The 25,604-nt window shown below is 66.3% G+C and carries 26 protein-coding genes; 12 read left to right on the top strand and 14 right to left on the bottom strand.

Annotated elements, in window-relative coordinates:
• The first annotated feature begins 46 nt into the window (after window positions 1-46).
• Window positions 47-2,278 (top strand): putative bifunctional diguanylate cyclase/phosphodiesterase, encoded by a 2,232-nt coding sequence (locus ACWIEX_RS14065; RefSeq protein WP_454033659.1) that lies wholly within the window; start codon window positions 47-49, stop codon window positions 2,276-2,278.
• Window positions 2,279-2,306: 28 nt separating this feature from the next.
• Here ACWIEX_RS14065 and ACWIEX_RS14070 read toward each other — a convergent pair whose 3' ends face one another.
• Window positions 2,307-2,906: an exopolysaccharide biosynthesis protein gene (locus ACWIEX_RS14070; RefSeq protein ID WP_454033660.1), complete on the bottom strand. Its 600-nt coding sequence runs from the start codon at window positions 2,904-2,906 to the stop codon at window positions 2,307-2,309.
• A 119-nt stretch (window positions 2,907-3,025) separates the two neighbouring features.
• Window positions 3,026-3,295: an usg protein gene (locus ACWIEX_RS14075; protein WP_454033661.1), complete on the bottom strand. Its 270-nt coding sequence runs from the start codon at window positions 3,293-3,295 to the stop codon at window positions 3,026-3,028.
• A gap of 159 nt (window positions 3,296-3,454) precedes the next feature.
• Between ACWIEX_RS14075 and bcsS the strand changes: the two genes are divergently transcribed.
• Window positions 3,455-4,186: a cellulose biosynthesis protein BcsS gene (gene bcsS, locus ACWIEX_RS14080; RefSeq protein WP_454033662.1), complete on the top strand. Its 732-nt coding sequence runs from the start codon at window positions 3,455-3,457 to the stop codon at window positions 4,184-4,186.
• Between the two features lie 252 nt (window positions 4,187-4,438).
• On the opposite strand, the gene ACWIEX_RS14085 is transcribed toward bcsS, so the two are convergent.
• The 10 genes from ACWIEX_RS14085 to ACWIEX_RS14130 all read right to left on the bottom strand — a co-directional run bounded on the left by ACWIEX_RS14085 (window position 4,439) and on the right by ACWIEX_RS14130 (window position 14,168).
• On the bottom strand, window positions 4,439-6,040 hold the full coding sequence (locus ACWIEX_RS14085) for an NTP transferase domain-containing protein (RefSeq protein ID WP_454033663.1): 1,602 nt from the start codon (window positions 6,038-6,040) through the stop codon (window positions 4,439-4,441).
• 10 nt (window positions 6,041-6,050) lie between these two features.
• On the bottom strand, window positions 6,051-6,743 hold the full coding sequence (locus tag ACWIEX_RS14090) for an XdhC family protein (protein ID WP_454033664.1): 693 nt from the start codon (window positions 6,741-6,743) through the stop codon (window positions 6,051-6,053).
• Between the two features lie 3 nt (window positions 6,744-6,746).
• The gene (locus ACWIEX_RS14095) at window positions 6,747-7,376 is read right to left on the bottom strand and encodes a LysE family translocator (RefSeq protein WP_454033665.1); all 630 of its coding nucleotides are present in this window, start codon (window positions 7,374-7,376) and stop codon (window positions 6,747-6,749) included.
• A 1-nt stretch (window position 7,377) separates the two neighbouring features.
• Window positions 7,378-7,701, bottom strand: coding sequence for an XdhC family protein (locus tag ACWIEX_RS14100; RefSeq protein WP_454033666.1), 324 nt, complete (start codon window positions 7,699-7,701; stop codon window positions 7,378-7,380).
• Between the two features lie 41 nt (window positions 7,702-7,742).
• Window positions 7,743-8,942 carry a vWA domain-containing protein gene (locus ACWIEX_RS14105; RefSeq protein WP_454033667.1) on the bottom strand — a complete coding sequence of 400 codons (1,200 nt, stop codon included), beginning with the start codon at window positions 8,940-8,942 and terminating at the stop codon, window positions 7,743-7,745.
• Window positions 8,939-9,319, bottom strand: a complete 381-nt coding sequence (locus ACWIEX_RS14110) for a nuclear transport factor 2 family protein (RefSeq protein ID WP_454033668.1) — start codon at window positions 9,317-9,319, stop codon at window positions 8,939-8,941. Before ACWIEX_RS14110 ends, ACWIEX_RS14105 begins: the two co-directional genes overlap by 4 nt.
• 32 nt (window positions 9,320-9,351) lie before the next feature.
• A complete protein-coding gene (locus tag ACWIEX_RS14115) occupies window positions 9,352-10,266 on the bottom strand; it encodes an AAA family ATPase (protein ID WP_454033669.1) in 915 nt (304 codons plus the stop codon).
• 120 nt (window positions 10,267-10,386) lie between these two features.
• Window positions 10,387-11,190: an FAD binding domain-containing protein gene (locus ACWIEX_RS14120; RefSeq protein WP_454033670.1), complete on the bottom strand. Its 804-nt coding sequence runs from the start codon at window positions 11,188-11,190 to the stop codon at window positions 10,387-10,389.
• A 17-nt stretch (window positions 11,191-11,207) separates the two neighbouring features.
• Entirely contained in the window at window positions 11,208-13,571 is a 2,364-nt protein-coding gene (locus ACWIEX_RS14125) for a xanthine dehydrogenase family protein molybdopterin-binding subunit (RefSeq protein WP_454033671.1), read from the bottom strand.
• Between the two features lie 96 nt (window positions 13,572-13,667).
• Window positions 13,668-14,168, bottom strand: a complete 501-nt coding sequence (locus ACWIEX_RS14130) for a (2Fe-2S)-binding protein (protein WP_454033672.1) — start codon at window positions 14,166-14,168, stop codon at window positions 13,668-13,670.
• A 339-nt stretch (window positions 14,169-14,507) separates the two neighbouring features.
• Here ACWIEX_RS14130 and ACWIEX_RS14135 point away from each other — a divergent pair, with 339 nt between their 5' ends.
• Window positions 14,508-15,851 carry a methyl-accepting chemotaxis protein gene (locus ACWIEX_RS14135; protein ID WP_454033673.1) on the top strand — a complete coding sequence of 448 codons (1,344 nt, stop codon included), beginning with the start codon at window positions 14,508-14,510 and terminating at the stop codon, window positions 15,849-15,851.
• 6 nt (window positions 15,852-15,857) lie between these two features.
• Here ACWIEX_RS14135 and ACWIEX_RS14140 read toward each other — a convergent pair whose 3' ends face one another.
• Window positions 15,858-16,310, bottom strand: a complete 453-nt coding sequence (locus tag ACWIEX_RS14140) for a CoxG family protein (RefSeq protein WP_091856569.1) — start codon at window positions 16,308-16,310, stop codon at window positions 15,858-15,860.
• Window positions 16,311-16,457: 147 nt separating this feature from the next.
• Here ACWIEX_RS14140 and ACWIEX_RS14145 point away from each other — a divergent pair, with 147 nt between their 5' ends.
• Window positions 16,458-17,717, top strand: a complete 1,260-nt coding sequence (locus tag ACWIEX_RS14145; protein WP_454033674.1) for an aconitase X — start codon at window positions 16,458-16,460, stop codon at window positions 17,715-17,717.
• The gene (locus tag ACWIEX_RS14150) at window positions 17,708-18,127 is read left to right on the top strand and encodes an aconitase X swivel domain-containing protein (RefSeq protein ID WP_454033675.1); all 420 of its coding nucleotides are present in this window, start codon (window positions 17,708-17,710) and stop codon (window positions 18,125-18,127) included. The genes ACWIEX_RS14145 and ACWIEX_RS14150 overlap by 10 nt, the downstream gene beginning before the upstream one ends.
• A 185-nt stretch (window positions 18,128-18,312) precedes the next feature.
• Here the strand turns inward: ACWIEX_RS14150 and ACWIEX_RS14155 are convergent, their stop codons facing one another.
• The gene (locus ACWIEX_RS14155; protein ID WP_113587597.1) at window positions 18,313-18,828 is read right to left on the bottom strand and encodes a flavin reductase; all 516 of its coding nucleotides are present in this window, start codon (window positions 18,826-18,828) and stop codon (window positions 18,313-18,315) included.
• 280 nt (window positions 18,829-19,108) lie between these two features.
• Between ACWIEX_RS14155 and ACWIEX_RS14160 the strand changes: the two genes are divergently transcribed.
• The 7 genes from ACWIEX_RS14160 (at window position 19,109) to ACWIEX_RS14190 (ending at window position 25,494) form a co-directional block, all read left to right on the top strand.
• The gene (locus ACWIEX_RS14160) at window positions 19,109-19,435 is read left to right on the top strand and encodes a cupin domain-containing protein (protein WP_454033676.1); all 327 of its coding nucleotides are present in this window, start codon (window positions 19,109-19,111) and stop codon (window positions 19,433-19,435) included.
• A gap of 403 nt (window positions 19,436-19,838) precedes the next feature.
• A complete protein-coding gene (locus ACWIEX_RS14165) occupies window positions 19,839-20,762 on the top strand; it encodes an ABC transporter permease subunit (protein ID WP_061966965.1) in 924 nt (307 codons plus the stop codon).
• A 4-nt stretch (window positions 20,763-20,766) separates the two neighbouring features.
• On the top strand, window positions 20,767-22,152 hold the full coding sequence (gene livM / locus ACWIEX_RS14170; protein ID WP_454033677.1) for a high-affinity branched-chain amino acid ABC transporter permease LivM: 1,386 nt from the start codon (window positions 20,767-20,769) through the stop codon (window positions 22,150-22,152).
• On the top strand, window positions 22,152-23,018 hold the full coding sequence (locus tag ACWIEX_RS14175; protein ID WP_454033678.1) for an ABC transporter ATP-binding protein: 867 nt from the start codon (window positions 22,152-22,154) through the stop codon (window positions 23,016-23,018). Before livM ends, ACWIEX_RS14175 begins: the two co-directional genes overlap by 1 nt.
• Complete coding sequence (locus tag ACWIEX_RS14180) at window positions 23,015-23,746, top strand: ABC transporter ATP-binding protein (RefSeq protein WP_454033679.1); 732 nt, start codon at window positions 23,015-23,017, stop codon at window positions 23,744-23,746. The genes ACWIEX_RS14175 and ACWIEX_RS14180 overlap by 4 nt, the downstream gene beginning before the upstream one ends.
• Before the next feature lie 127 nt (window positions 23,747-23,873).
• On the top strand, window positions 23,874-24,248 hold the full coding sequence (locus tag ACWIEX_RS14185) for a DUF6867 family protein (protein ID WP_454033680.1): 375 nt from the start codon (window positions 23,874-23,876) through the stop codon (window positions 24,246-24,248).
• Window positions 24,249-24,378: 130 nt separating this feature from the next.
• Window positions 24,379-25,494, top strand: a complete 1,116-nt coding sequence (locus ACWIEX_RS14190; protein WP_454033681.1) for a branched-chain amino acid ABC transporter substrate-binding protein — start codon at window positions 24,379-24,381, stop codon at window positions 25,492-25,494.
• Window positions 25,495-25,604: the final 110 nt, after the last annotated feature.

Genomic DNA, 25,604 nt, shown 5'->3' on the forward strand with positions numbered 1-25,604 from the left:
ATTCAGGCCTTAAGTCGCAGCACCAAGACCCTTTTCCGGACGCGTAATGCCCGCATTCACTGCCGCGAAGATGACGAATGCGGGCTCCTCCGCTCGCATGTTCGCGAGCACGGTGGTGACGCTGGGCTGCGCCTTCCTGCTGCTGATGGCTGCAGGGATCGGCGTCGTCGTCGCGATCACCCGCGAAGCCAATCGCCTCGAGGCGCAGCGTCAGGGCGAGCGCATCGAGGCCGCCGTCAACGCCCAGATCAAGCTGAACGAACTGAGGCTGGAGCGGCTCGTCGCTGCCGGCGACCTGCCCGAAGCCCTGCAGCAGCCCGGCTCACCGGCCATGCTCAAGGCCGCGCTCAAGCGTCTGGGCAACCAGCTGATGGATTTCGACGGCGCCTATATCGGCGGAACCGGCGGAACCGTGCTGGCCTGGGTCGAGAACCCGACCACGATGGATCATGCGGATCAGGAGCGCCCGCATCATATCGACGCGTTGCAGCGAGGCGCGAAGAGTTCCTTCGTCGCCACCGTCATCGCAGACGAGGTCACGCCCCAGTTCGGCGCGGCCCGCTCCACCCTCGTCGCGGACGGCAACGAAACCTTGATGCTGACGGTGATCGACCTGTCGCGCATCGCCTCCTTCAGCTCCGAAGGCGGCTCGATGCCGCTGTCCTTCGTCGCCTACCGGCACCTGTCCAGCGCCCTGCTTGCGGACCTGGCCGAGCGCAATCGCGTCACCGATGTCCAGCTCGTGACCGTGCCGCCTGCCGACCCGCTGTCGAATCTGAGCCTGCGCACCGCCGACGGCAAGATCGGCGCCTGGCTGACCTGGTCGCCGGCTCGCCCGGGCGACGTCATGCTGCGCCGCTTCCTCTGGGCGCTGATTGCAGTTGCCCTGCTGTTTTCCGCGATCTTCATCTTCGTCGTCCAGCGCCTGCGTGCCTCGGCCGAGCAGATCGAGCTGCGCGAGCGGCAGATCCAGCGCCTCGCCGGCCAGGATGAGCTATCCCTGCTGCCGAACCGCCGCAGCTTCGACCTGACGCTCGATCAGACCCTGGCTCATATCCAGCACGATGACGGCCCGAGCCTCGCGATGCTGCTGATCGATCTCGACCGCTTCAAGGCCGTCAACGACACCTATGGCCATACTGCCGGCGACGAACTCATCCGCCAGGTCGCGGTTCGCCTGTCTGGCGCGGTCCAGGTCGGCGACACCGTCGCGCGCCTCGGCGGCGACGAATTCGGCATCATCCAGACCCATTCCGCGACGCCGGCCGGCTGCGCCGCGCTCGGCGAGCGCATCCTCGCCACCCTCAGCGAGCCGTTCACCATCACCGGCGCCGAAGTCACCATCGGCTCCTCGATCGGCATCGCCATGGCCCCGCGCGACGGCACCAGCCGCGAAGCCCTGCTCAAGCTCGCCGATACCGCGCTCTACGAAGCCAAGAACAGCGGCCGCAACCGCTATGCCTTCTTCGAAGCGCAGATGAACCGCTCGATGCAATTGAAGCGCATGGTCGAGGACGACCTGCGCCATGCCATCGACAACGACCAGCTCACGCTGCACTACCAGCCGCAGGTCTCCGTCGACGGATCGACCATCGTCGGTGTCGAGGCCCTGGTGCGCTGGCAGCACCCGGCCCATGGCATGATCCCGCCCTCGGACTTCATCGCGATCGCCGAGGAACGCGGCCTGATCGTGCCGCTGAGCGAATGGGTGCTGCGCCGCGCCTGCACCGAGGCCAGGCGCTGGAAGGGCATCCGCCTTGCGGTCAACGTCTCGCCGATCCAGTTCCGCCACAAGGACTTCGTCGCCAACGTCATCCGCACCATCGCGGAGACGGATTTCGACCCGGCCCAGCTCGAGCTGGAACTGACCGAAGGCGTGCTGATCGAGGATGCCGACGCCGCCGAAGCCGCGATGATGGACATCCGCGCGCATGGCGTCGGCCTCGCGCTCGACGATTTCGGCACCGGCTATTCGAGCCTGATCTATCTGCGGCGCTTCGCCTTCGACAAGATCAAGATCGACCGCACCTTCCTCGAATACATGGAATCGACCGGCGAATCGGCGATCCTCGTCCATTCGATGGCTCATCTCGGGCGGGCGCTCGGCCTGCGCGTCTGTGCCGAGGGTGTCGAGACCGCAGAGCAGCATCGCTTCCTGCAGGCGATCGGCTGCCACGAACTGCAGGGTTTCCTGTTCTCCAAGGCCGTGCCAGCAACCGAGATCGACCGCCTGCTCGGCCTGGACAATCCTTTCGCCGAAATCCTCGCCGCCGCCTGAAACCACGAGCCGGGCGCGCGGCGGACCTTCAGAAGAACAGCTCGTGGATGCCGCTGAAGATCGCGTAGGCGAAGCCCGCGCTGAGCAGCAGGCCGATGGCACCGACCACGGCGCCGATGATGATCAAGACCCCGTCCCGCTCGACGAGGCCGAGCCCGACGAGGCAGACGGCAAGCCCGAGCGGAATCTGGCCGATGAAGGGCGCCGCCACGATCAGGCCGAGCGCCAGAATCAGGATCACGAGACCCAGCACCGGAATGGCATAAGCCCCTCCCAGCATCGTCAGGCGCGGCCGCGAGAAACGTTCAAGCCAGGTCAGGGCAGGCAGCGCCCGCGCCACCGCCCGGCTGAGTTCAGGCTTGCCGATGCTGCGCTTGAGCAGCGCCTGCGGTAGCCACGGCATCCGCCGCCCGGTCAGCATCTGCACGGCGACGAAAGCGAGCACCAGGCCGCAGACCAGCGGGATAGGCGGCGGCATCGGCAGGCAGTTCGGCAGGCCGAGCAGCACGACGAGCAGGGCATAGGCCCGGTCCTGCAACGCGGCGACGATCGTGCCGACGGCGATGCGCTCCCCGGGCAGACCCGCCAGCGCCGTCAGAAGTCCGGATGTACGCAGAGGAGATGACAAAGGAGCAGGCCGTGCCGAAGCGGAAATGCCCGCCTAGCACGCTCCGGCGTCCACCAACAAGCGAGCCGGACGCAGGTTTTCAATGCCCCTGGCACGGGGCCGGCAGGCCGGCGAAGCGCTTAATGCAGGGTGAACACACCGTTCACGTTGCGGATCTCCGCCGGCCGGATCAACCGCGAATGCGCAACGGTGACGGAGTGGAGCGGTCCTTCAAGCTCCCGCTCCCAGAAGGTCAGGAAGTCCTGCAGGACAGGAAAGCGCGGCGCCAGATCGTACTGCTGCCAGACATAGGTTTGCAGGACGCTGAGATGATCCGGCATGCGATAAAGAATCGTCGCCGTGGTCAGGCCATAGCCTTCGAGTTGCCGGATGAAATCGGTCGAAACCATCGCCACCTCCCTCCGTTACGGACTGAAAGCTTTGCCGGATAGGTCGAGCCTGCTCCCGCCTGGTTAACAAAGGCTTGCCAGCCTACTGCCAAACTGGTGCAATCCTGAGGCAGGCTGCCGGGCATGGCAGCGTGCGCGACAGCGGGCGCGGGGGCTTGCGTGGCGTACCGGGTGGGCAGGGCCGGACTGGCCGGGCTGGCGATGTTCGTCGCCGCCGCCCCGACCTCTGCGGCCAGCGTCGATGAAGAAGAGCCCGAGCGGGCGCCGCTCTCGATGGTCATCTTCGGTTCGATGGAAGCCGGGCCGACCAAAACCTTCCTCTCGGTCGGAATGAAGCGCGCCATCGCCGGCGGCCTCTCTGAGAGCGGCTTCCGTCTCTTCGTCAAGGCCGGCGGCGCGCAGGAGCAGACCCACCGCCACCGGCCGCACGGCGTGACCTACAAGAGCGAAACGCAGGCCCTGCTTGGCTATGAATGGCGCGTCGGCGACAGCTTCCTCGCGCTCTATGCCGGCTCGGATACCGAAAGCGAACAGCGGATCGAAGCCTTTGGCCCGTCCTTCACCGGCACCCGCTACGGTGCCCGGCTGCAGGCTGATCTCTGGATCGTTCCCGCGCCCGGAATGGTCGTGCAGGCCAACGCCTACGCATCATCCCTGAACGGGCGCCTCTGGGCGCGTCTCGCGCCGGGCTGGCAGGTCCCGGCCGGATTCTATCTCGGCCCGGAATTCGAAGCCTATCGCGAACGCGATTATCGCAAGCTCCGGCTGGGCCTGCATCTCACCGGGCTGCGCTTCCTCGGGCTGGAATGGCGCCTCTCAGGCGGCCTGCAGAAGACCAGCGACCGACCTTCCGCCTATTACGGCACGCTCGGGCTGCACTGGCAGCGCTGAACAGCGTGGAGAACGGCCGATCGCCTTTGATCAGAACCACCTTTGTCATTCCGGGGCTTCGCGCAGCGAAGAACCCGGAACCCACGACTGGGTACTGCGCCCGGAACGCCACATCCAATGTCTCACCTAGTCGTGGGTTCCGGGTTCACGCCTGCGGCGTGCCCCGGAATGACAAAGGCGTGGTGCAAAGCCGCAGAAACTGAACATCGACATCTCGTAATGAAGGTTTCGAACCCTCACAGCGCGCTGCTATCAGCCCCGCAGCGCGCGCAACGCCTCCGGCGTATCGACATCGATGGCGATGGCGGGGTCCTCGAAGGCCACGTCGATGACGCGCTCCCCGGCTTCGTCGAGCAGCCGCCGTGCGCCACGATCACCGCTCAGCAGCGAGACCGCGGGAAAGATAGCGCGTGCGAGCAGCACCGGATTGCCACGCTGGCCGAACAGGGTCGGTACGGCCGCAAGCGCCTCGGGCTGTGCGCGATGCGCCTCGACCAGGCGCTCGATCACCGCCGGCGCGACATTCGGCATGTCGCCAAGCGAGATCACCGCTGCCGGGACCTCTGGTGGCAATGCCGCAACACCTGCCTTGAGCGAGCTGGCGAGGCCGGAGACATAGCCGGAATTATGCACGAGCTGCACCGGCAGGTCCGACAGAACAGCCTCGACCTCCGCGCGCTGATGGCCGGTCACGACAATGACCGGGCTTAAGCCCGCTTCGACCTGCGCCTCCACCGCATGGCGCAGGATCGGCTTGCCGCGCAGGGGTTGCAGCAGCTTGTTCTGCGCACCCATCCGCGTCGATTGCCCCGCCGCCAGCACGATCCCCGCCAGCGGACCACGCTCGGGAGACCCCGGAGCGCGCGGCTGCGGCCGCGAGACGATCTCCATCAGCAGGCCACCGACCCCCATCTTCTGGACGTCGCTGCGCCCGACGGGGACGCCTGCGAGATAGCGCTGCAGCACCCAGTCGAAGCTGTTCTCCTTCGGCGAGCGAGCGCAACCGGGCGCTCCGATCACCGGCTTGCCGGCGATGCGGCCGAGCATCAGCAGGTTGCCGGGATCGACCGGCATGCCAAGATGCTCGACCTCGCCGCCGGCTTCCACCAGCGCCTGCGGGATCACGTCGCGCCTGTCGGTGATGGCGGAGGCACCGAAGACGACGATGATATCCGCCTCCCCCGCTGCTTGCTCGGCGATGGCCACGGCCAGGGGCTCGGCCTCATGGGGCACGCGCTGGTCGGCGGCCAGCGTCGCCTCGGCCGGCTCCAGCCGATCGCGCATGATGCGCAAGGTCTTGTCGACGACGTTCGGCTTCAGCCCCGGCAGCAAGGTCGAGATCACCGCGACGCTCGACGGACGGTAGGCCGCGACCGAGACCGGCGGCGTGTTGCCGAGCGCATCGAGCGCCTGCTCCACCAGCGCCTGCGGCACCGCATAGGGAATGATCTTCACGGTCGCGACGAGCTCTCCCGCCACGACTGCCTTCAGCGCCGGCAGGGTCGCGACCGTGATCGCCTCGTCGACCCCGTTGAAGGCATCGATCGCCGCGATATCGATGCGCAGCACCCCCGCCTGGGTCGCAAACATGTTGACCCGCCCCGTGAAGGGCAACTCCGCCGCAATCGCCTCGCCGACCATCCGCTCGGCCAGCCGGGCAGCCGCAGCATTCTCGTCGATATCGCCCGGCTCCAGCCGAACCGCGACGATCTCGGCGACGCCGGCCTCCGCGAGCTTCGCGGCCAGCTCAACCGTCACGGTCGCGCCCTTCTTCACGATGGTCCCGTCGGCGCGGATCGTATGCGCCGCGATGCAGCCGACAGAATCCGCGATGGCGACCGGTCCGAATTTCATCGCGCGATCCTCAGGCCGGCTTGCGGCGCGGACCGCGCAGCGTCGCGACGATCTCGGCCAGGATCGCGAGCGCGATCTCCGCTGGCGAAACCGCGCCGATATCGAGCCCGATCGGCGCATGGATACGGTCCGTGGCAGTCGTATCGAAGCCTGCTTCCGTCAATCGCTCCAGCCGCCGGCCATGCGTCTTCCGGCTGCCGAGCGCGCCGACATAGAAGCAGTCGGACCGCAAAGCTGCGACAAGGCCTGGATCGTCGATCTTGGGATCATGGGTCAGCGCGACGAAGGCGGTATAGGCATCGAACCCGATCCGCGGAAGCGCCTCCTCCGGCCATTCGGCGAGCAGCGTGACTTCCGGAAAGCGCTCGGGCGTGGCGAAGGCAGTGCGCGGATCGATGACCACGAGATCGAGATCGAGCGCCCGGGCCATCGGCGCCATCGCCTGCGAGATATGGACCGCGCCGGTCACGACCACCCGCGGGTGCGGCGCCTGCACGGTCAGGAAATAGGAGATCCCCTCCGCCTCGATCATGCCGCTCTTGCCGGAGCGCAGTTGCCGCTCCAGCAGCTCGGCCAGCGGATCGCCGGCGATCGCGGCCTGCTTCACCAGCCTCTGCGTGCCCGTGGCGAGATTGCTCACCAATACGGCGGCGCGGCGCGCCTGCCGCTCTTCGTTGAGCGCGGCGAGGGTCGAAAGCTCCACCGCTCAGCCCCTGTCCGTCGCGAGCTTCAGGCCGAGCGCGATCATCAGCGAACCGCCGATCCAGCGCCCGAAGGCGAAGCTCGCCTTGGTCTTCTTCATCGCGCCGACGACGAGCGAAGCCCCAAAGACGGTGACGAGATCGGCCGAGGAGAAGGCGAAATTCACGATCGTGCCAAGGATCAGGAACTGCGCCCAGACCGGGAGCGACGCAGCGGGATCGACGAACTGCGGCAAGAGCGCGATGAAGAACAGCGCGACCTTCGGGTTCAGGATCTCGACGATGAAGGAATCGAGCAGCGCCCGCTTCACCGTCTTCGGCGGCGCGACCGGCTGATCGGGTGAGCCCATGCGCGAGCGGATCATGCCGATGCCGATCCAGATCAGGTAGAGCGCACCCGCGATCTTCACGGCCATGTAGAGTTCCGGCACATGCTTGAACACCGCGGAAAGCCCGAAGGCAGCGGCGAAGACATGCAAGTAGCAGCCGAGATGGATGCCGAGCATCGCCATCAGCCCGGCCCTGCGGCCGTGGCTGATCGTCTGGGCGGCGGTGTAGAGCAGCGCCGGCCCCGGAAAATAGGCGACGAGAATCGTCACCGTCGCGAAGGCGACAAGAGTTTCCCAGGAGGCCATCTCAGTTCACCTTCTCGACATAGACCTTGATGCGCCCGCCGCAGGACAAGCCCACCTGCCAGGCGGCCTCGTCGGCGACGCCGAATTCCAGCATGCGCGCCTTGCCGTCGGCGATGACGTCGGCGGCCTCCGCCACCACGGCGCCCTCGACGCAGCCGCCCGAGACCGAGCCGAGGAAATTCCCGTCACGGTCGATGACGAGATGCGAGCCGACGGGGCGCGGCGCCGAGCCCCAGGTCTCGACCACGGTCGCAATGGCGACACCGCGGCCGCCGCGCGCCCAATCCTCGGCCGCGCGCAGGATGTCGGTTTCGGTGCTGATCATGATGTCACCTTACGCCTGAATCTGGCACCAGACATCATGCCTCAACCGGCTTTCTTCAACCACAGGCGCGGATCGCTCTCCCGCCCTGCATCCAGCGAAAGCGCGGCGCAGAGATCGGCCATCGCCGCGAGATTGTGGATCGGCCGGAACGAGTCGACATGGGGCAGCATCGCCCGGATGCCGCTCGCCCGTGCCGCAAAGGCGTCATAGCGCAGGAGCGGATTGAGCCAGACGAGTTGTCGGCAGGAACGGTGCAACCGGTCCATCTCGAAGCCGAGGCTGTCGTCGAGATGCCGCTCCAGCCCGTCGGTGAAGAGCAGCACGATCGCCCCGCCCGCCAAAACACGCCGCGACCAGATGCGGTTGAAATCGTGCAGGGCCGTCGCGATCCGCGTGCCGCCCTCCCAGTCCGGCGCAGCCTTGCCGGCGAGCGCCAGCGCGTCGTCGGGATCGCGCGCCCGCAGCATCCGCGTGACATTGGTCAGGCGCGTGCCGAAGACGAAGGAATGCACGCGCCGGCGCTTCTCGGTCAGCGCATGCAGGAAATGCAGGAAGATGCGCGAATATTCGGCCATCGAGCCGGAGATATCGACCAGTGCCACGATCGGCGGGTGCACCTCGCGCGGTTCGCGGAAGGCGAGATCGATCGATGCTCCGCCACCGCGTAGCGACTGGCGAAACGTCCGGCGTGGATCGATACGCGTGCCGCGATGCGCCGGCCGGAAGCGGCGCGTCACGATGCTGTCGTCGGGCAATCTCAGCTCGGCGATCAACTGCTTGGCGCGGGCGATCTCGGCCGCGCTCATCTGGGCGAAATCGCGCGATTTCAGCATCTCGCGATCGGAGACGGTCAGCCGCGCCGTCAGTTCGGTCAGCTCCTTGGGCGGCTCGTCCTCGCGCGGCGGCGGCGCGAAAGCTTCCGCCACGCGCAGCGCCCCGGCCTCAGCCTTCTCCGGCTGGCTGTCGGCGCGGGGCGAGACCGGCGACATCTGCGCCATGATCTTCTCGATCAGGTTGCGCCGGCGCCAGAACAGCCGGAAGGCCTGATCGTAGACCGGGCTATCCTCATGCTTCTTCACGAAGATCGCGTGCAGCGCCCAATAGACGTCGTCGCGCCCGCCGAGCGCGCCGCCTTCCAGAGCCGCGATCGCCTCGACCACGGCGCCCGGCCCGACCGGAAGCCCCGCCGCGCGCAAGGCGCGAGCGAAATAGGCGACGTTCTCGGCGAGCTTGCCGCTCACGCGCCCCGCGTCTCCGTCATGAACACCTTCTGGACGATCTGCCAGCGGCTCTCGATCTTCAGGAGCGAGAGCAGGTCGGTGAAATAGCGTGGCGGCATCTGGCACTTCACCTTGACCAGCGCCAGCGTCGGCCCGACGAGATCGATAGTCAGGATATGGTCGTCGCGCTGCATACCCGCCGCCTGCGGTGCCGGCCGGTTGCGCACCGCCTCCAGCCAGGCGTCGCGCTCAACGATCTGGATCGCGCCGTCGTCGCGGGCCGTGGTCAACGCGCTGGTCGGATGGAAGACATGGGCGAGCTTCCCGGCATCGCCCTCGTAGAGCCCGTCGAGATAGGTCCGGACCGTCGCCTCGACGGCCTTGATATCGGCGTTCATGGCAGCACCCTCTCGCTTCGCGGCGCAGGAAACTAGCGCCCCGCCTCCGCCCTGGCCCGATCCAGAAGCTCCTTCACCTGCGAGCCCTGCATCGCCTGGATATCGTCCTGATACTTCAGCAACGCCCCCAGCGTATCCGAAACGATGGCCGGATCGAGCGCGACGGCATCGAGTTCGACCAGGGCCGTCGCCCAGTCCAGCGTCTCGGCGACGCCGGGCGCCTTGAACAACTCCTCCTTGCGGATCGCCTGCACGAAGGCGACGAGCTGCTTCGAGAGCTTGGCCGGGGCATCCGGCACCTTCGCCTTGAGGATCGCCAGCTCGCGCACCGCATCGGGATAGCCGACCCAGTGATAGAGGCAGCGGCGCTTCAGCGCGTCATGGATCTCGCGGGTGCGGTTCGAGGTCAGGATCACGATCGGCGGCTCGGCCGCCCGGATCGTGCCGAGCTCGGGGATCGTCACCTGTGCATCGGCCAGCACCTCGAGCAGGAAGGCCTCAAACGCTTCGTCGGTGCGGTCGAGCTCGTCGATCAGCAGGATCGGCGCTCCGCCCTCCTGCGGCTCCAGCGCCTGCAGGAGAGGCCGCTTCACCAGATATTTCTCGGAAAAGATGTCGCCTTCCAGCCGCTCGCGATCACCGGCCGCGCCGCCAGCCTCCGCCAGCCGGATCGCCATCATCTGCCCGGCATAGTTCCATTCGTAGACGGCGGAGGCGAGGTCGAGCCCCTCATAGCACTGCAAACGGATCAGCCGGCGGCCGAGCCCTGCCGCCAGAACCTTGGCGATCTCGGTCTTGCCGGTGCCAGCCTCCCCCTCCAGCAGCAGCGGCCGCTTCATCCGAAGCGCCAGGAACAGCACCGTCGCGAGCGCACGGTCGGCAACATAGCCTTGGCCCTGCAGGAGTGCGAGCGTGGCATCGATGGAGGAAGGCAGAGGAGAAGACATGACAACCCGCGTCATGCCCGGGCATGTCCCGGGCATCTCTTGATCGAAGGCAAGTAAGGTCCTGAACGAGATGGCCGGGTCAAGCCCGGCCATGACGTACGCGAAGTCAAAGCGCCTCGCCTACTTCCCCGTCGCCTGCGCCACGGCCTGCCTGGCCATCACGCCGATCAGATGGGCGCGGTACTCGGCATCGGCATGGATATCGCCATTGATGCCCTTGGCCGTGTGCTTCAGCCCGTCCAGCGATTTCGGCGCGAAGCGCGCCTTCAGCGCGGCCTCCGCTTCCGGCCAGCGGAAGACACCGCCCTCGCCCGCGCCGGTCACCGTGACCCGGATATCGCTGCCGCGCTTGGCGACGAAGACACCGACCATCGCATAGCGCGAGGCCGGGTTGCGGAACTTGGCATAGCCCGCCTTCGAGACCAGCGGGAACGAGACCTTGGTGATGATCTCGCCCTCGTCCAGCGCGGTCTCGTAGAGCCCGGTGAAGAACTCTTCCACCGTCAGCTTGCGCTTGTTGGTGACGACCGTGGCGCCGAGTGCCAGCAGGGCCGCCGGATAATCCGCGGCCGGATCGTTATTGGCGACCGAGCCGCCGATCGTGCCGCGATGGCGCACATGCGGATCGCCGATGCTGCCGGCGAGGAAGGCGAGCGCGGGGATTGCTTCCTGCACTTCGGCGGAAGCGGCGACCTCGGCATGGGTCGTCATCGCGCCGATGACAAGGTTGCGGCCCTTGCGGCTGACGCCCTTGAGATCGGGGCAGGCGCCAAGATCGACCAGCGCGGTCGGCGAGGCCAGCCGCTGCTTCATCGTCGGCAACAGGGTATGGCCGCCGGCCAGAAGCTTGGCGTCCTCCTTCTTGGCGAGCAGCGTCGCCGCCTGCCGGGCGCTGGTGGGCTTGTGATAGGTGAAAGCGTACATCGACTTGTCCTTTCAGCTCACTCGGCCGCCTGGCGGCTGATCGACTTCTGTGCCGCGCGCCACACCGCCTGCGGCGTCGCCGGCATCGCGATGTCCTCATGGCCGAGCGCGTCGGTGATGGCGTTGATGACGGCGGGCGGCGAGGCGATGGCTCCTGCCTCGCCGCAACCCTTGATGCCGAGCGGGTTCGACGGGCACGGCGTCACGGTCATGCCCACATCGAAGGACGGCAGGTCGTCGGCGCGCGGCATGGTGTAATCCATGAAGCTCGCGGTCACGAGCTGGCCGTCGGCATTGTAGCGGGCGCCTTCCAGCAGCGCCTGTCCGACCCCCTGGGCGATGCCGCCATGGACCTGTCCCTCGACGATCATCGGGTTGATGACATTGCCGAAATCGTCGACCGCAGCCCAGCGCTCGATCCTGGTCACGCCAGTATCGGGATCGATCTCGACCTCGCAGATATGGACGCCGGCCGGGAAGGTGAAATTGGTCGGGTCGTAGAACGCCCCTTCCTTCAGCCCCGGCTCCAGCTCCTGCCCGTTGAACTTGTGCGCGACATAGGCCTGCAGGGCGCAGGAGCCGAAATCGAGCTTGCGGTCGGTGCCCTTCACCGAGAAATGCCCGTCCGCGAAGTCGATATCGGCCTCGTCGGCCTCCAGCACATGGGCGGCGACCTTCTTGCCCTTGGCGATCACCTTGTCGAGCGCCTTGAAGATCGCGGACATGCCGACCGCGCCGGAGCGCGAGCCATAGGTGCCCATGCCCATCTGCACCTTGTCGGTATCGCCATGGATGATCGAGACATTGTCGATGGGGATGCCGAGCCGGTCGCTGACGAGCTGGGCAAAGGTCGTCTCATGGCCCTGGCCGTGGCTATGCGAACCCGTGAGCACCTCGACCGTGCCGACCGGATTGACCCGGACCTCGGCCGATTCCCACAAGCCGACGCCGGCGCCGAGCGATCCCACCGCGGCCGAAGGCGCGATGCCGCAAGCTTCGATATAGGAGGAGAAGCCGATGCCACGCAGCTTGCCGGCCCGCGCCGAGTCGCGCTTGCGCTTGCCCAGCCCCTTGTAGTCGATCATCTCCAGCGCCTTCTTCATCGAGGCGCCGTAATTGCCGGTGTCGTACATCATGATGACCGGCGTCTGGTGCGGGAACTTCTTGATGTAGTTCTGCATCCGGAACTTGGCCGGGTCCTTGCCGAGCTGGCGGGCGGTGATCTCGATCAGGCGCTCGACCACGAAGGTCGCCTCGGGCCGTCCGGCACCGCGATAGGCATCGACCGGCGCGGTATTGGTGTAGACCGCATCGACCTCGCAATAGATCGCCGGGATATCGTACTGGCCCGACAGCAGCGGCGCGTAGAGATAGGTCGGCACCGAGGAGGAGAAGGTCGAGAGATAGGCGCCGAGATTGGCGGTGGTGTGCACCTTCATGCCGAGGATCTTGCCCTCGGCGTCGGTCGCGAGTTCCGCATGGGTGACATGGTCGCGGCCGTGCGCGTCGGAGAGGAAGGCCTCCGTCCGGTCGGCGGTCCATTTCACCGGCCGCCCGACCTTCTTCGCCGCCCAGACGCAGACCGTCTCCTCGGCATAGATGAAGATCTTTGAACCGAAGCCGCCGCCGACATCCGGCGCGATCACGCGCAGCTTGTTCTCCGGCGCGATGCCGATGAAGGCGGAGAGCACGAGCCGCGCCACATGCGGATTCTGGCTGGTGGTATAGAGCGTGAAGATGCCGTCACCCGCATCGTAATCGCCGACGGCCGCGCGCGGCTCCATCGCGTTCGGCACGAGCCGGTTGTTGACGAGATCGATCTTGGTGACGTGCCTGGCCGCCTTGAAGGCCTTCTCGGTCGCGTCCTTGTCGCCGAGATGCCAGTTGAACACGCTGTTGTCCGGCGCCTCGTCATGGACCACGGTCTTGGCACCGATCGCCTTGGCCGTGTCGACCGCCGCCGGCAGCTCCTGATAATCCACCGCGATCGCCTCGGCCGCATCGCGAGCCTGCGCCAGCGTCTCCGCCACCACCACGGCGACATGGTCGCCGACATAGCGAACCTTGCCCTGGGCCAGCGCCGGATGCGGGCCGGCGCGCATCGGCGAGCCGTCCTTGTTGTGGATCATCCAGCCGCAGATCAAACCGCCGATCTTGTCGGTGGCGAGATCGTCGCCGGTGAAGATGCCGAGCACGCCCGGCATGCCGACGGCCGCCTTGGTGTCGATCGACCTGATCGTGGCATGCGCATGCGGCGAGCGCAGGAAATAAGCATGGGCCTGGCCAGGCCGGTTGACATCGTCGGTATAGCGCCCCTGGCCGGTGATGAAACGGTGATCTTCCTTGCGGCGGACTGCGGCGCCGATTCCGGTGGCGGACATGGTGTTCCCTCCTCGCACGGCGCCTCTCGCGGACGCCTCACTGCATGGAACGCATGAAGGATGAAAAGCCCGCACCGATTGGCGCGGGCGAGCGCCTCATTCGGCGGCCTGGCGAGCCGGCACAGCGCCCTTGCCCATGGCCTCCGCCCCGGCGGCGATCGCCTTGACGATGTTGTGGTAGCCGGTGCAGCGACAGATATTGCCGTCGAGGTCCTCGCGGATCGTCTTCTCGTCGAGGTCGTGGCCGCGGCGGTTCACCATGTCGACGGCGGACATGATCATGCCCGGCGTGCAGAAGCCGCATTGCAGGCCGTGATGCTCGCGGAAGGCTTCCTGCATCGGATGCAGCGTGTCGCCGTTGGCGAGCCCCTCGATCGTCGTCACCGACGCGCCGTCCACGGAAACGGCGAGCGTGGTGCAGGATTTCACCGCCTTGCCATCGAGATGCACGAGGCAGGCGCCGCATTGGCTGGTGTCGCAGCCGACATGGGTTCCGGTCAGCCGCAGGTTCTCTCGCAGGAACTGCACCAGAAGGGTGCGCGGGTCGATGTTGGCGGTGACGGCTTTGCCGTTCACCGTCAGCGAAACAGTGGCCATGAGCATATCTCCTGTGACCCGTCTCCGACGCCGGCCCATCCCCTCCCCGGGACTGGACCGTGCTGAAGCCTAAGGAGCGGCCAGCCTCATCAGGCAGGCTTTCCTTGGAACAGCTCAAAAATGAATGTGGACCCGCGTTTTTCCGGGGTCAAGCCGGAGGCACCAAGACAAGCTAGGCTAATTTGCACCGTTTTGCGGGCGTTTCGTCACGTTTGGCTGGAGCGTGGCCAAAAATTTGCAAAACCGCGCGGCTGCCCTCGCATTGCCGAAATTTTAACCGAGCCCGTTCACGGTGATGTCGCGGCGGAGCGCTGTTTGCCGGCTGCACGGGAGCCGTTCTTGACGTCGATTTCCGAACAGGTCGAGCGACGCCTGCGCTCGACGAGCTACGGTGAGCAGAAGCGCGCCGCGTTGCGCGGTTATCGCAAGCATGTCGATCTCGTCATCAAACAGATCGTCGCCAATGCCTTCGCTTACGGCCGTCAGATCCATCCCGGTCTGAAAGACAACATCAGCCCGTTGACCGAGAGCATCTACGAAGACACGGAGCAGCATTTCCGGCTGATCTTTGAAGGCGATTTCGACGACCGTTACTACAAGTCGATGGAGCGCGTGTGCACGCTGGAGCGCGCGATCAAGGTCGGCACCCGATCGCGCGTATCGATTGCTGGCGCTCTTTTTCGGGCGATCGCAACGAAGCCGCGCCTGACCACCCTGCTGTCGCCCAGCCGTTTCGCAAGCGACATGGAGATCATCGAGAACCTCTTGGTGATGGATATCAATACGGCGATCACGATCAATCAGCAGATCGAGGAAGCTGATGCCCGCCGGCGCACCTCCACCCTCGACGAGGCGGCGGTCAAGCTCAGGACCCGGATCGGCCATCTCGACCACACCATCAGCGACGCCGTCGAGCAATTCGTGGCGACCGCCGACCAGACCGGGCAGACCACCAGCTTCATCAAGGACACCGTCGGGAAAGTGGCCAGCGCTTCGGTGGTCGTGCGCGAGAAATCGCTGCAGACCGCCGCCGCGACCGAGGAGATGTCGGCCAATATCGCCGATATCGGCCAGCGCGCCCGGCAAAGCCTGTCGATCACCCATCAGGCCGTGCTTGATGCCGGCCAGATGAACGAGGCCGTCGTTCGGCTGCGGGAGGCCACCGGCAATATCGGCAAGGTCGTCGGGATGATCGCCGACATCGCCGCGCAGACCAATCTGCTGGCGCTCAACGCCACGATCGAGGCCGCCCGCGCCGGTGAGGCGGGGCGCGGCTTCGCCGTCGTCGCCGCCGAGGTGAAGTCGCTGGCGACCCAGACCGCGAGCGCGACACAGGACATCGCCGGCCAGATCGCCGAACTCGCGGCGAGCGCCGAGGCCTGCGGCACGCACGCCGCCGCCATCGCCGCAACCGTCGATGCCATCCGCCTCGATTCCGAGGCGATCTCGGAAGCCGTCACCCAGCAGAGCAAGGTCACCGCCACGATCGCGCATGACGCCGCGCTGGTTGCTGATAGCTCGGACGAAGCGATCGAAAGCGCCAATGCCGTCAATGGCAGCCTCGACATGACGCAGACGGCGTTGGAGCAGGCCAACGCCGCCGCGGCCAATATCGCCCTTCAGGTCGGGGCGGCCGAGGCCGCCGTCACCCAGGCGCTCGCCACGCTGCGCGAAGCGTCCTGAGGTTGCTCAGCCTTCGCTGACCGCCTTGGCGAAATTGGCGAAGAACTCGTCGGCAAGCTTCTTCGAAACCGAATCGATCAGACGCGAGCCGAGCTGCATCAGCTTACCGCCGACCTGCGCCTCGACCTCGTAGCGCAAGAGGGTCTGGCCGCCTTCCGCGTCGCTCAGATGGACCCGCGCGCCGCCCTTGGCGAAGCCGGCGATGCCGCCCTCGCCCTCACCGGAGATGCGATAGCCGTTCGGCGGATCGAGCTCGCTGAGCTCGACCTTGCCCTTGAAGGTCGCCTTCACCGGCCCGAGCTTGACCTTCACGATGGCCGAGAGATGGGTGGCGTCGTCCATGGTGAGCTGCTCGCAGCCGGGGATGCAGGCCTTCAGCACCTCGGGATCGTTCAGCTTGGCCCAGACCACGTCCTTGGCGGCCGGCAATGTCGCCTCGCCGTTCATCGTCATCGCCATGGCGCATCTCCCGAGCAGCACGACCGCGGCGCGGGCGATTGCAGCCGGCGCGGTTCGAAGGTTATCCAGTTCCCTATCCATGGTCGCAAAGCCCCCGCCTGCACAAGAGGCGCCCGGCATGGAACATGCGCCCTTCCGGGAGGACCGATGCTGGAACTCACCCAAGACGAACGGACGATCGCCGGCGGCTCTGCTGGTGAAGGCGCAGCCATGGCGATGCGGATCGTCGCCGAAGCCGCCCGCCTGATGGGCGCGCCGCGCCTGATCCCGATCGCCTCCGCCCATATCGACGGGGCGCTCTACCATGGCGATTCCGGCACGCTTTTCGCGGAGAAACTGGTTTCAGGCGGTGCCCGCGTCGGCGTGCGCGCCAGCCTGAATGTCGGCTCGCTCGCCCCCGCGGGCTGCGCCGCGATCCGTTTGCCGCCGCATGAGCGGGACATGGCCCGGCGGATGATGCGGGCCTATGAGGCGATGGGCTGCGAGCCGAGCTGGACCTGCGCGCCCTATCAGGCCGGCCACCGCCCGGCGCAGGGCAGCGACGTCGCCTGGGGCGAATCCAACGCGGTCGTGTTCTGCAATTCGGTGCTGGGCGCCCGGACCAACCGCTATGGCGACTTCCTCGACATCGCCTGCGCGATCAGCGGCCGGGCCCCGGATTACGGCCTGCACCGCCCGGAGAACCGGGTCGCAACCCTGCTGATCGATGTCGGCGGCCTTTCCCGCGAATTGCGTTCATCGGACGTGTTCTATCCCGTGCTCGGCACCATTCTCGGCCGCTGCGCCGGCAGCGACGTCGCCGTGATCGACGGCCTGCAAGGCTGCACCACCGAGGACCGCCTCAAGGCGCTCGGCGCCGCCGCCGCCTCGGCGGGCGGCGTCGGATTGTTCCATGTCGCGGGTGTCACGCCCGAGGCTCCGGACGCCCCAACCGCGCTGGGCGGCATCGCTCCGTGCGAGACGATCGTGCTGACGCCTGCCGACATCGCGACCGCCCTCGCCCGCCTCTCGACAGCCGGGCCGACGGAGCGCATCGATGCGATCGCCATCGGCTCGCCGCATCTGTCGCTCGCCGAGATCGACGTGCTCGAACGCCTCATGGCCGGACGCAGGCTGAGCGTGCCGCTCTACGCCAATACCGGCCGGCACGTCCTCGGCCCGCTCGAAGCACAGGGCCGGCGCGCAACGCTCGAAGCGGCCGGCGTGATCTTCGTCGTCGATACCTGCGTCGTCGTCACCCCGATCCTGCCGGAACTGGATGGCGCCGTTCTGATGACCAATTCCGGCAAGTTCGCCCATTACGCGCCGGGCAATACCGGCTACGCCGTGACCTATGGCTCGCTTTTCGAATGCGTCGAGAGCGCGGTCGCCGGCCGGCTCGTCAGGGAAGCCCGCGCATGGCGCTGAAAGCGGAGATCCTCCTGCCCGGTGACGCCGTCACCGGCATCTGCCTCGCCCTGACCGCCCCGATCAGCTTCTGGGGTGGCGTCGATCCCACGAGCGGCGCGATCATCGATGCCCGCCATCCCGAGCGCGGGCAGACCGTCGCCGGCCGCGTCCTCGCCCTGCCGGGCACGATCGGCTCGTCCTCGGCCTCGGCCGTGCTGCTGGAACTGGTCCATGCCGGCAAGGCGCCGGCCGCCCTGCTGATGGATGCGCCGGACGCCATCCTCCTGCTCGGCCTCGTCGTCGCCCGCGAGATGGGCTGGCCGGCGCCGCCGGCCTTCCGCCTGCCGGCCGCCGATCAGAAGGGGCTCGCCGATCGCGAGATCACGATCTCGGCAGCGGGTCTGATCACGGCGGCTTGGACGATGTGAATGATGGCGGGATCACTCTGAGGCGCCCCTTTGTCATTCCGGGGCGCGCCGAAGGTGCGAACCCGGAACCCACGACCGGGTGGGGCGCGAAGTATTCGGTTGCGAATGGCTCACCCGGTCGTGGGTTCCGGGTTCTTCGCTGTGCGAAGCCCCGGAATGACAAGGGTGAAGCTCGGGCAGCGCCGCTACACCGCGCTGAAGCGGCGGTGGCGATAGATCAGCCCCGCCCCGTGCCCGGCCCCACCCAGGCCGGCGACCTCACCGATCACGATGCGATGGCTGGCGGCGTCATGCGTCGCGACCAGCCGGCAGTCGAAGGCAGAGATCGCGTCGAGCAGGACAGGCGCCCCGGTGACGAGCCGGCCCCAGCGGGCCGTGTCGAAGCGTGCCTCGCCCTCGATGCCGCGCCGGCTGGCGAAGATTTCCGCGAGATCGACGAGCTTTTCCGGCAACGTGTTGACGCAGAACACCCCGCTCGCCTCGATCGCCGCCAGCGTGCGGCTGCCGCGGGCGATGCAGACCAGCACCGTCGGCGGCGAATCGGAGACGGAGGCAACGGCCGTCGCCGTCAGCCCGATGCGCCCGCCTGGCCCGTCGGTGGTCACGACATGCACGGCGCTCGCGACTCGCGCCATGGCATCGCGGAACGCATGGGCGTCCGGATGGTCCAGAGGCGGCAGGGGGTGAACGGTCTTCGTCATCGGCTCGATCGGTTCGATGTCCCGGGTATCGGGCGGAACAGCAGTCCATGTAGAGACTTGAGACCGCCGGCGCCACCCAGGGGCGAAGCCGGCCTCGCTCCAGCACGCCACCGGATATAGCACCCTTCCGTTAACGGGCCGGGCGCCACAACCGGCCGCACCGCTGCAACTTGATATCGCGATGGCGATCCATCAGGCTGGGGCGATGTCGGCTGCCAGCGGCCGGGCCGGAGCCGGATCGGGAACGTGGCATGTCGGCGTTCCGTCCATGGAGACCCCGATGGCCTTTACCTGCACGATTCCCGCCACGCCGACCGTCCAGCAGGACGACGAGACGATCAGGATCACCCGCTGGGATTTCGAGGCCGGCGCCGTGACCGGCTGGCACGAACATGGCTGGCCCTATTTCGTCATCATGCTGACCGCCGGAACGCTGCGTATCCATAACGGAACGGATGTCTCCGACGTGCCGCTGGCACAGGGACAGGCTTATATGCGCCCGGCCGGCATCCGCCATGACGTCATGAACGGCTCGGATCATCCGATCGCCTTCGTCGAGATCGAGGTGAAGCAGCCCGGCGCCCTCAAGGAACTCTCGGTGCCGTGATGGCCATCGCATGACGACCTCACGCACCACTGGGGCTCGCGGCGCGCGGCGCAATTCCATGCATTTTTCCAATCCAGCGATCGGCTTTTCGTATTCGTCTTTTGGATGATCTGCCCCCGGACGTATGACGCCCGGCCATCACCGCAGCGGCAGAAAGTGCTGCCCGGCCGAGTTTTCACAGCCTGCAACGCAATCATCATGCGCATAACAGCCGCTTCTCCGCAGAGTATTCTGCACATTTTCAGGGCACGTCGTTCGTAATTGCTTTTGACAGAAATTTGGCGCGGAGCGATTGTCCCCGGCACGAGCCGTTGGTAGCTCTGCACGGCAATCGCATCCCGCATGCGCCGGCGTCATGCCGGTGACGAGAACGGGAGCTGGTTCGAGGGGTCGGCGTTTTTCAATGGAAGTCTTCCTGCAGCAGCTCATCAACGGGCTGACACTGGGATCGATCTACGGTCTCATCGCCATCGGGTATACGATGGTCTTCGGCATCATCGGCATGGTGAACTTCGCCCATGGCGACATTTTCATGCTCTCCGCCTTCATCGCGCTGATCTTCTTCATGCTGATCACGGCGGTGGTCGGCACCGGCGCCGGCATGGTGATGCTGGCGCTGGTCGTGGTGCTCGGCCTGGCGATGTTCGTCACCTCGCTGTGGAACTGGACGATCGAGCGGGTGGCCTACCGGCCCTTGCGCGGCTCCTTCCGCCTGGCGCCGCTGATCTCGGCGATCGGCATGTCGATCTTCCTGATGAACTTCGTGCAGGTCGTGCAGGGCCCGCGCAACAAATCGATCCCGCCGCTGCTCAACAAGTCGATCACGCTGATCGAGAGCACGACCTATTCGGTCCAGATCTCGTACAAGCAGATCGTCATCATCCTGACGACGGCGGTGCTGCTCGCGGCCTTCTGGTACATCGTGCAGAAGACGCCGCTCGGCCGGGCCCAGCGCGCCTGCGAGCAGGATCGCAAGATGGCAGCGCTGCTCGGCATCGACGTCGACCGCACGATCTCGATCACCTTCGTCATGGGCGCGGCGCTCGCAGCGGTGGCCGGTGTCATGTACCTCGTGCTCTACGGCGTCGTGAACTTCGCCGACGGCTTCGTGCCCGGCGTGAAGGCCTTCACGGCAGCGGTGCTCGGCGGCATCGGCTCCCTGCCCGGCGCGGTGATCGGCGGATTGCTGATCGGCCTGATCGAGGTGATGTGGTCGGCCTATTTCACCATCGACTACAAAGACGTCGCCGCCTTCGCCATCCTGGCGATCGTGCTGGTCTTCATGCCCTCCGGCCTGCTCGGTCGCCCGGAAGTCGAGAAGGTCTGAGACCATGGCGAACAATCCGACCGCAAACCCGGCCGCTCCCGGCCGCGACCTGAAGGCGGCCTTCAAGGAGGCGGGCTTTGCCGCCTTCGTGACGCTCGGCCTCTGCATCCCGATCATCGCCTGGGGCACGCGCCAGAACATGGACAACGTCCTGGTTCTGGATCCGCGCTGGGACGCCGTCGCCTGGGCGGTGGGCATCGTCTTCATCGGCCGCTTCCTGGTCGCGCTGCGCAAGCAGGGCCGGCAGGAAGGCAAGGCCGCGGTGCGCCTCCTGCCGCACGGCACCATCGCTTTCTTCCAGCGCCATTCCCGCGTCTTCTCGCTGTTCGGGCTCGGCTTCCTCGCCACCTTCCCGGCGATCGCGATCGGGCTCGCCGGCTGGGGCGGCGCGCTGAAATGGATCGACAATTTCGGCGTCCAGATCCTGATCTACGTCATGCTCGGCTGGGGCCTGAACATCGTCGTCGGCCTCGCCGGGCTGCTCGATCTCGGCTATGTCGCCTTCTACGCAGTCGGCGCCTATTCCTACGCGCTGCTGGCCAAGAATTTCGGCCTGTCCTTCTGGCTCCTGCTGCCGCTCGCCGGCATCCTCGCCGCCTTCTGGGGCATGCTGCTCGGCTTCCCGGTGCTGCGCCTGCGTGGCGACTATCTCGCCATCGTGACGCTGGCCTTCGGCGAGATCATCCGCCTCGTCCTGATCAACTGGACCGACTTCTCGAACGGCTATGCCGGCATTTCCGGCATTCCGCGCCCCACCTTCTTCGGCATCCCCTTCACGGCGGCGGACGATGGGTTCGCCGCCGTTTTCGGTCTGGAGTTCACGCCGCTCTACCGAACGATCTTCCTCTACTATCTCATCCTGTGTCTGGCGTTGCTGACCGCCTTCGTGACGCTGCGCCTGCGGCGGCTGCCGGTCGGGCGCGCCTGGGAGGCGCTGCGCGAGGATGAGATCGCCTGCCGCTCGCTCGGCATCAACACCACCAACACCAAGCTCACCGCCTTCTCGATCGGCGCCATGTTCGGCGGCTTCGCCGGCGCCTTCTTCTCGGCGCGGCAGGGCTTCATCTCGCCTGAATCCTTCGTCTTCATGGAATCGGCTGTGATCCTCGCCATCGTCGTGCTCGGCGGCATGGGCTCGCTCTGGGGCTGCGCCATCGCGGCGATCGCGATGATCGGGGGCACCGAGCTCCTGCGCGAGCTCGAATGGATGAAGCAGATTTTCGGCAACGACTTCGATCCGACGAAGTACCGCATGCTGATCTTCGGCTTCGCCATGGTGGTGATCATGATCTGGAAGCCGCGCGGCCTGATCTCGACCCGCGAGCCCACCGCCTTCCTCAAGGAGAAGAAGGCGATCTCCGCCGACATGGTGCAGGAGGGACACGGCTGATGGGCCCGATCGCTCCCCGGACGACGCCGCAGGGCCGCGCCCTGCTCGAGATCGAGCAGGTCACCATGCGCTTCGGCGGCCTCACCGCCGTCAACGCCCTCTCCTTCCAGGCCCATAAGGGCGAGATCACCGCGCTGATCGGCCCCAACGGCGCCGGCAAGACCACCTGCTTCAACTGCATCACCGGCTTCTACAAGCCGACGCAGGGCATGGTCTCGCTCAACCATGACGACGGCACGAGCTACCTGCTCGAGCGCATGCCGGACTTCCGCATCTCCTGGAAGGCCAAGGTCGCCCGCACCTTCCAGAACATCCGCCTGTTCGGCGGCATGACGGTGCTGGAGAACCTGCTCGTCGCCCAGCACAACCCGCTGATGCTGGCCTCGGGCTTCACCTTCCTCGGCGTGCTCGGCATCGGCAACTACAAGGCCAGCGAGAAGCAGGCGATCGAGAAGGCCAAGTTCTGGCTCGACAAAATCAACCTGACCCATCGCGCCGACGATCCCGCCGCCGATCTGCCCTATGGCGACCAGCGCCGGCTGGAGATCGCGCGGGCCATGTGCACCGACCCGGTCCTGCTCTGCCTCGACGAGCCTGCCGCGGGCCTCAACCCGCGCGAAAGCCTCGACCTCAACAATCTCCTGCTCTCGATCCGCAAGGACCTGGGCACGGCGCTGCTGCTGATCGAGCACGACATGTCGGTCGTCATGGAAATCTCGGACCACGTCGTGGTCCTCGACTACGGCACCAAGATCGCCGACGGCACGCCGGCCGAAGTACAAGCCGACCCCAAGGTCATCGCCGCCTATCTCGGCGTCGACGACGAAGAGGTCGAAGAGGTCGAAGCGGAGGTCGGCATCTCGTGACTCAAGCCCAGCCTCTTCTGGCCGTCCGCGGCGTCAAGACCTATTACGGCAAGATCATCGCGCTGAAGGGTGTCGACATCGACGTCAATCCCGGCGAGATCGTCACCATGATCGGCGCCAACGGCGCCGGCAAATCGACGCTGATGATGACGATCTTCGGCAATCCGCAGGCCCGCGAAGGCTCGGTCACCTATGAGGGCCGTGACATCACACGGATGCCGAGCCATGAGATCGCGCGCCTGGGTATCGCTCAATCACCAGAAGGAAGACGCATCTTCCCGCGCATGACGGTGTACGAGAACCTGCAGATGGGCGCCGCCGTCCGCAATTTCGAGAACTTCGAAGAGGACCTCGAAAAGATCTGCGTGCTCTTCCCGCGCATCAAGGAGCGCTTGCAGCAGCGCGGCGGCACGCTCTCGGGCGGCGAACAGCAGATGGTCGCGATCGCGCGCGCCCTGATGGCGCGCCCCAAGCTCCTGCTGCTGGACGAGCCCTCGCTCGGTCTTGCGCCGCTGATCGTGAAGCAGATCTTCGAGGCGATCCGCGAGCTCAACAAGACGCAAGGATTGACCGTCTTCCTGGTCGAGCAGAACGCCTTCCACGCGCTGAAGCTCGCCCATCGCGGCTATGTGATGGTCAACGGCGTCGTCACGATGAGCGGCACCGGCAAGGAACTGCTCGCCAATCCGCAGGTGCGCGCCGCCTATCTCGAAGGCGGCCGGCACTGACATGAGACGGCGGAGGACCACCTCTCCTCCGCTGCAACTTTTTGATGAGAGACGGCCGCACGCCACCCATGTCATCGCTGTGGTGATGTCAGCCGCTTCCAAAGCCGCCTGAAGCCGGGAGCACGAGATGCAGGGCATCCTCTACGAAGAACCGACGATCTGGCTCTTCCTGCTGGTGACCGTCGTCATGGGCGGCTGGCTCGCCTGGATGGCCGGCCGCGCCATCGCGCTGACCTGGCGGCCGACCTGGCAGCTCATCGTCTACATGCTGGTTCTCGGCCTGTTCGTGCGCTTCATCCATTTCGCGCTGTTCGAGGCGACGCTGCTGACCCTCCACTACTACGTCGTCGACACGATCGTGCTTGTCGCCTTCGGCTATGCCGGCTGGCGTTACACCCGCGCCAAGCAGATGACGCGGCAATATCACTGGCTGTTCGAGCCTGCCGGCCCCTTCGGCTGGAAGCCCCGCGCCGGCGCCGTGATCCGGCCCGAACTGCTCTAGGAACTTTGCGAGCTTGTCGCGTGACAGACCATCGGAAAAGCGCAAGACTGCGGCTCACGATGGCCAGAACGCGCCGAGACGGGCGGCCCGTCCAGCCCGTTGATCAATCAATACAGGGGAGTTGCATCACATGAAGAAACTGCTGTTGGGCGGCATTGCACTCGGCGCGGTCCTCGCCTTCTCCGGCATGGCCAATGCGCAGATCAAGCTCGGCGTCGGCGGTCCGATCACCGGCCCGAACGCCGCGTTCGGCGCGCAGCTCAAGAACGGCGCCGAGCAGGCCGCCGAGGACATCAACGCCGCCGGCGGCGTCCTCGGCCAGAAGATCGCGGTCAGCGTCGGCGACGACGTCTCCGATCCGAAGCAGGGCGTCTCGGTCGCCAACAAGTTCGTCGGCGACGGCGTGAAATGGGTGGTCGGCCACTTCAACTCCGGCGTCACCATGCCGGCGTCCGAAGTCTATGCCGAGAACGGCATCCTGATGATCTCGCCTTCGGCCACCAACCCGAAGATCACCGAGCGCGGCCTGTGGAACACCTTCCGTGTCTGCGGTCGTGACGACCAGCAGGGCGGCGTTGCGTCGGCCTATCTGCTGAAAAACTTCAAGGACAAGAAGATCGCCGTCGTCCACGACAAGACGACCTATGGCCAGGGCCTCGCCGACGAGACCAAGAAGGGCCTCAACGCCGGCGGCGTCAAGGAAGTGCTCTACGAAGGCATCAATGCCGGCGAGAAGGATTTCTCGGCCCTCGTCTCGAAGATCAAGGCCTCCGGCGCCGAGTACCTCTACTGGGGCGGCCTGCACACCGAAGGCGGCCTGATCGTGCGCCAGATGCGTGACCAGGGCCTCAAGACGATCCTCGTCTCCGGCGACGGCATCACCACCGACGAGTTCGCCACGATCGGCGGCCCCGGCGTCGAAGGCACGCTGATGACCTTCCCGCCGGACCCGCAGAAGCGCCCGGAGGCTGCCGCTGTCATCAAGAAGTTCGCGTCCAAGAACTTCAAGCCGGAAGCCTACACGCTCTACAGCTACGCCGCGGTCCAGATCATGGCGGAAGGCGCCAAGCGCGCGAACTCGGTCGATCCGAAGAAGATCGCCGCCGCGCTGCATGGCGGCCAGCCGGTCAAGACGGTGATCGGCGATATCGGCTTCGACAAGAAGGGCGACATCACCCGTCCGGACTACACCGTCTACACCTGGAAGAAGCAGGCCGACGGCAAGATCACCTATGTCGAGAATTGATCTCGGCGGCTGATCGGGCCTCCCGAACGAAAGAGCCCGCCCCGGATCGTCCGGGGCGGGCTTTTCGTTGGCGAACCCGCCATGGCGGGAAAATCGGTCCGCCCCCGGCT

The organism is Allobosea sp. NPDC055353 (genome assembly GCF_053644975.1).

Excerpts from the sequence above, each read along its gene's own strand:
- ACWIEX_RS14155 (WP_113587597.1), bottom strand. The coding sequence starts at position 18,828 with ATGACGAAGACCGTTCACCCCCTGCCGCCTCTGGACCATCCGGACGCC.
- livM (WP_454033677.1), top strand. The coding sequence starts at position 20,767 with ATGGCGAACAATCCGACCGCAAACCCGGCCGCTCCCGGCCGCGACCTG.
- ACWIEX_RS14125 (WP_454033671.1), bottom strand. The coding sequence starts at position 13,571 with ATGTCCGCCACCGGAATCGGCGCCGCAGTCCGCCGCAAGGAAGATCAC.
- ACWIEX_RS14185 (WP_454033680.1), top strand. The coding sequence starts at position 23,874 with ATGCAGGGCATCCTCTACGAAGAACCGACGATCTGGCTCTTCCTGCTG.
- ACWIEX_RS14140 (WP_091856569.1), bottom strand. The coding sequence starts at position 16,310 with ATGGCGATGACGATGAACGGCGAGGCGACATTGCCGGCCGCCAAGGAC.
- ACWIEX_RS14065 (WP_454033659.1), top strand. The coding sequence starts at position 47 with ATGCCCGCATTCACTGCCGCGAAGATGACGAATGCGGGCTCCTCCGCT.
- ACWIEX_RS14190 (WP_454033681.1), top strand. The coding sequence starts at position 24,379 with ATGAAGAAACTGCTGTTGGGCGGCATTGCACTCGGCGCGGTCCTCGCC.
- ACWIEX_RS14175 (WP_454033678.1), top strand. The coding sequence starts at position 22,152 with ATGGGCCCGATCGCTCCCCGGACGACGCCGCAGGGCCGCGCCCTGCTC.
- ACWIEX_RS14110 (WP_454033668.1), bottom strand. The coding sequence starts at position 9,319 with ATGAACGCCGATATCAAGGCCGTCGAGGCGACGGTCCGGACCTATCTC.
- ACWIEX_RS14085 (WP_454033663.1), bottom strand. The coding sequence starts at position 6,040 with ATGAAATTCGGACCGGTCGCCATCGCGGATTCTGTCGGCTGCATCGCG.
- ACWIEX_RS14165 (WP_061966965.1), top strand. The coding sequence starts at position 19,839 with ATGGAAGTCTTCCTGCAGCAGCTCATCAACGGGCTGACACTGGGATCG.
- ACWIEX_RS14120 (WP_454033670.1), bottom strand. The coding sequence starts at position 11,190 with ATGTACGCTTTCACCTATCACAAGCCCACCAGCGCCCGGCAGGCGGCG.
- ACWIEX_RS14145 (WP_454033674.1), top strand. The coding sequence starts at position 16,458 with ATGCTGGAACTCACCCAAGACGAACGGACGATCGCCGGCGGCTCTGCT.
- ACWIEX_RS14095 (WP_454033665.1), bottom strand. The coding sequence starts at position 7,376 with ATGGCCTCCTGGGAAACTCTTGTCGCCTTCGCGACGGTGACGATTCTC.
- ACWIEX_RS14150 (WP_454033675.1), top strand. The coding sequence starts at position 17,708 with ATGGCGCTGAAAGCGGAGATCCTCCTGCCCGGTGACGCCGTCACCGGC.
- ACWIEX_RS14075 (WP_454033661.1), bottom strand. The coding sequence starts at position 3,295 with ATGGTTTCGACCGATTTCATCCGGCAACTCGAAGGCTATGGCCTGACC.
- ACWIEX_RS14115 (WP_454033669.1), bottom strand. The coding sequence starts at position 10,266 with ATGTCTTCTCCTCTGCCTTCCTCCATCGATGCCACGCTCGCACTCCTG.
- ACWIEX_RS14100 (WP_454033666.1), bottom strand. The coding sequence starts at position 7,701 with ATGATCAGCACCGAAACCGACATCCTGCGCGCGGCCGAGGATTGGGCG.
- ACWIEX_RS14130 (WP_454033672.1), bottom strand. The coding sequence starts at position 14,168 with ATGGCCACTGTTTCGCTGACGGTGAACGGCAAAGCCGTCACCGCCAAC.
- ACWIEX_RS14160 (WP_454033676.1), top strand. The coding sequence starts at position 19,109 with ATGGCCTTTACCTGCACGATTCCCGCCACGCCGACCGTCCAGCAGGAC.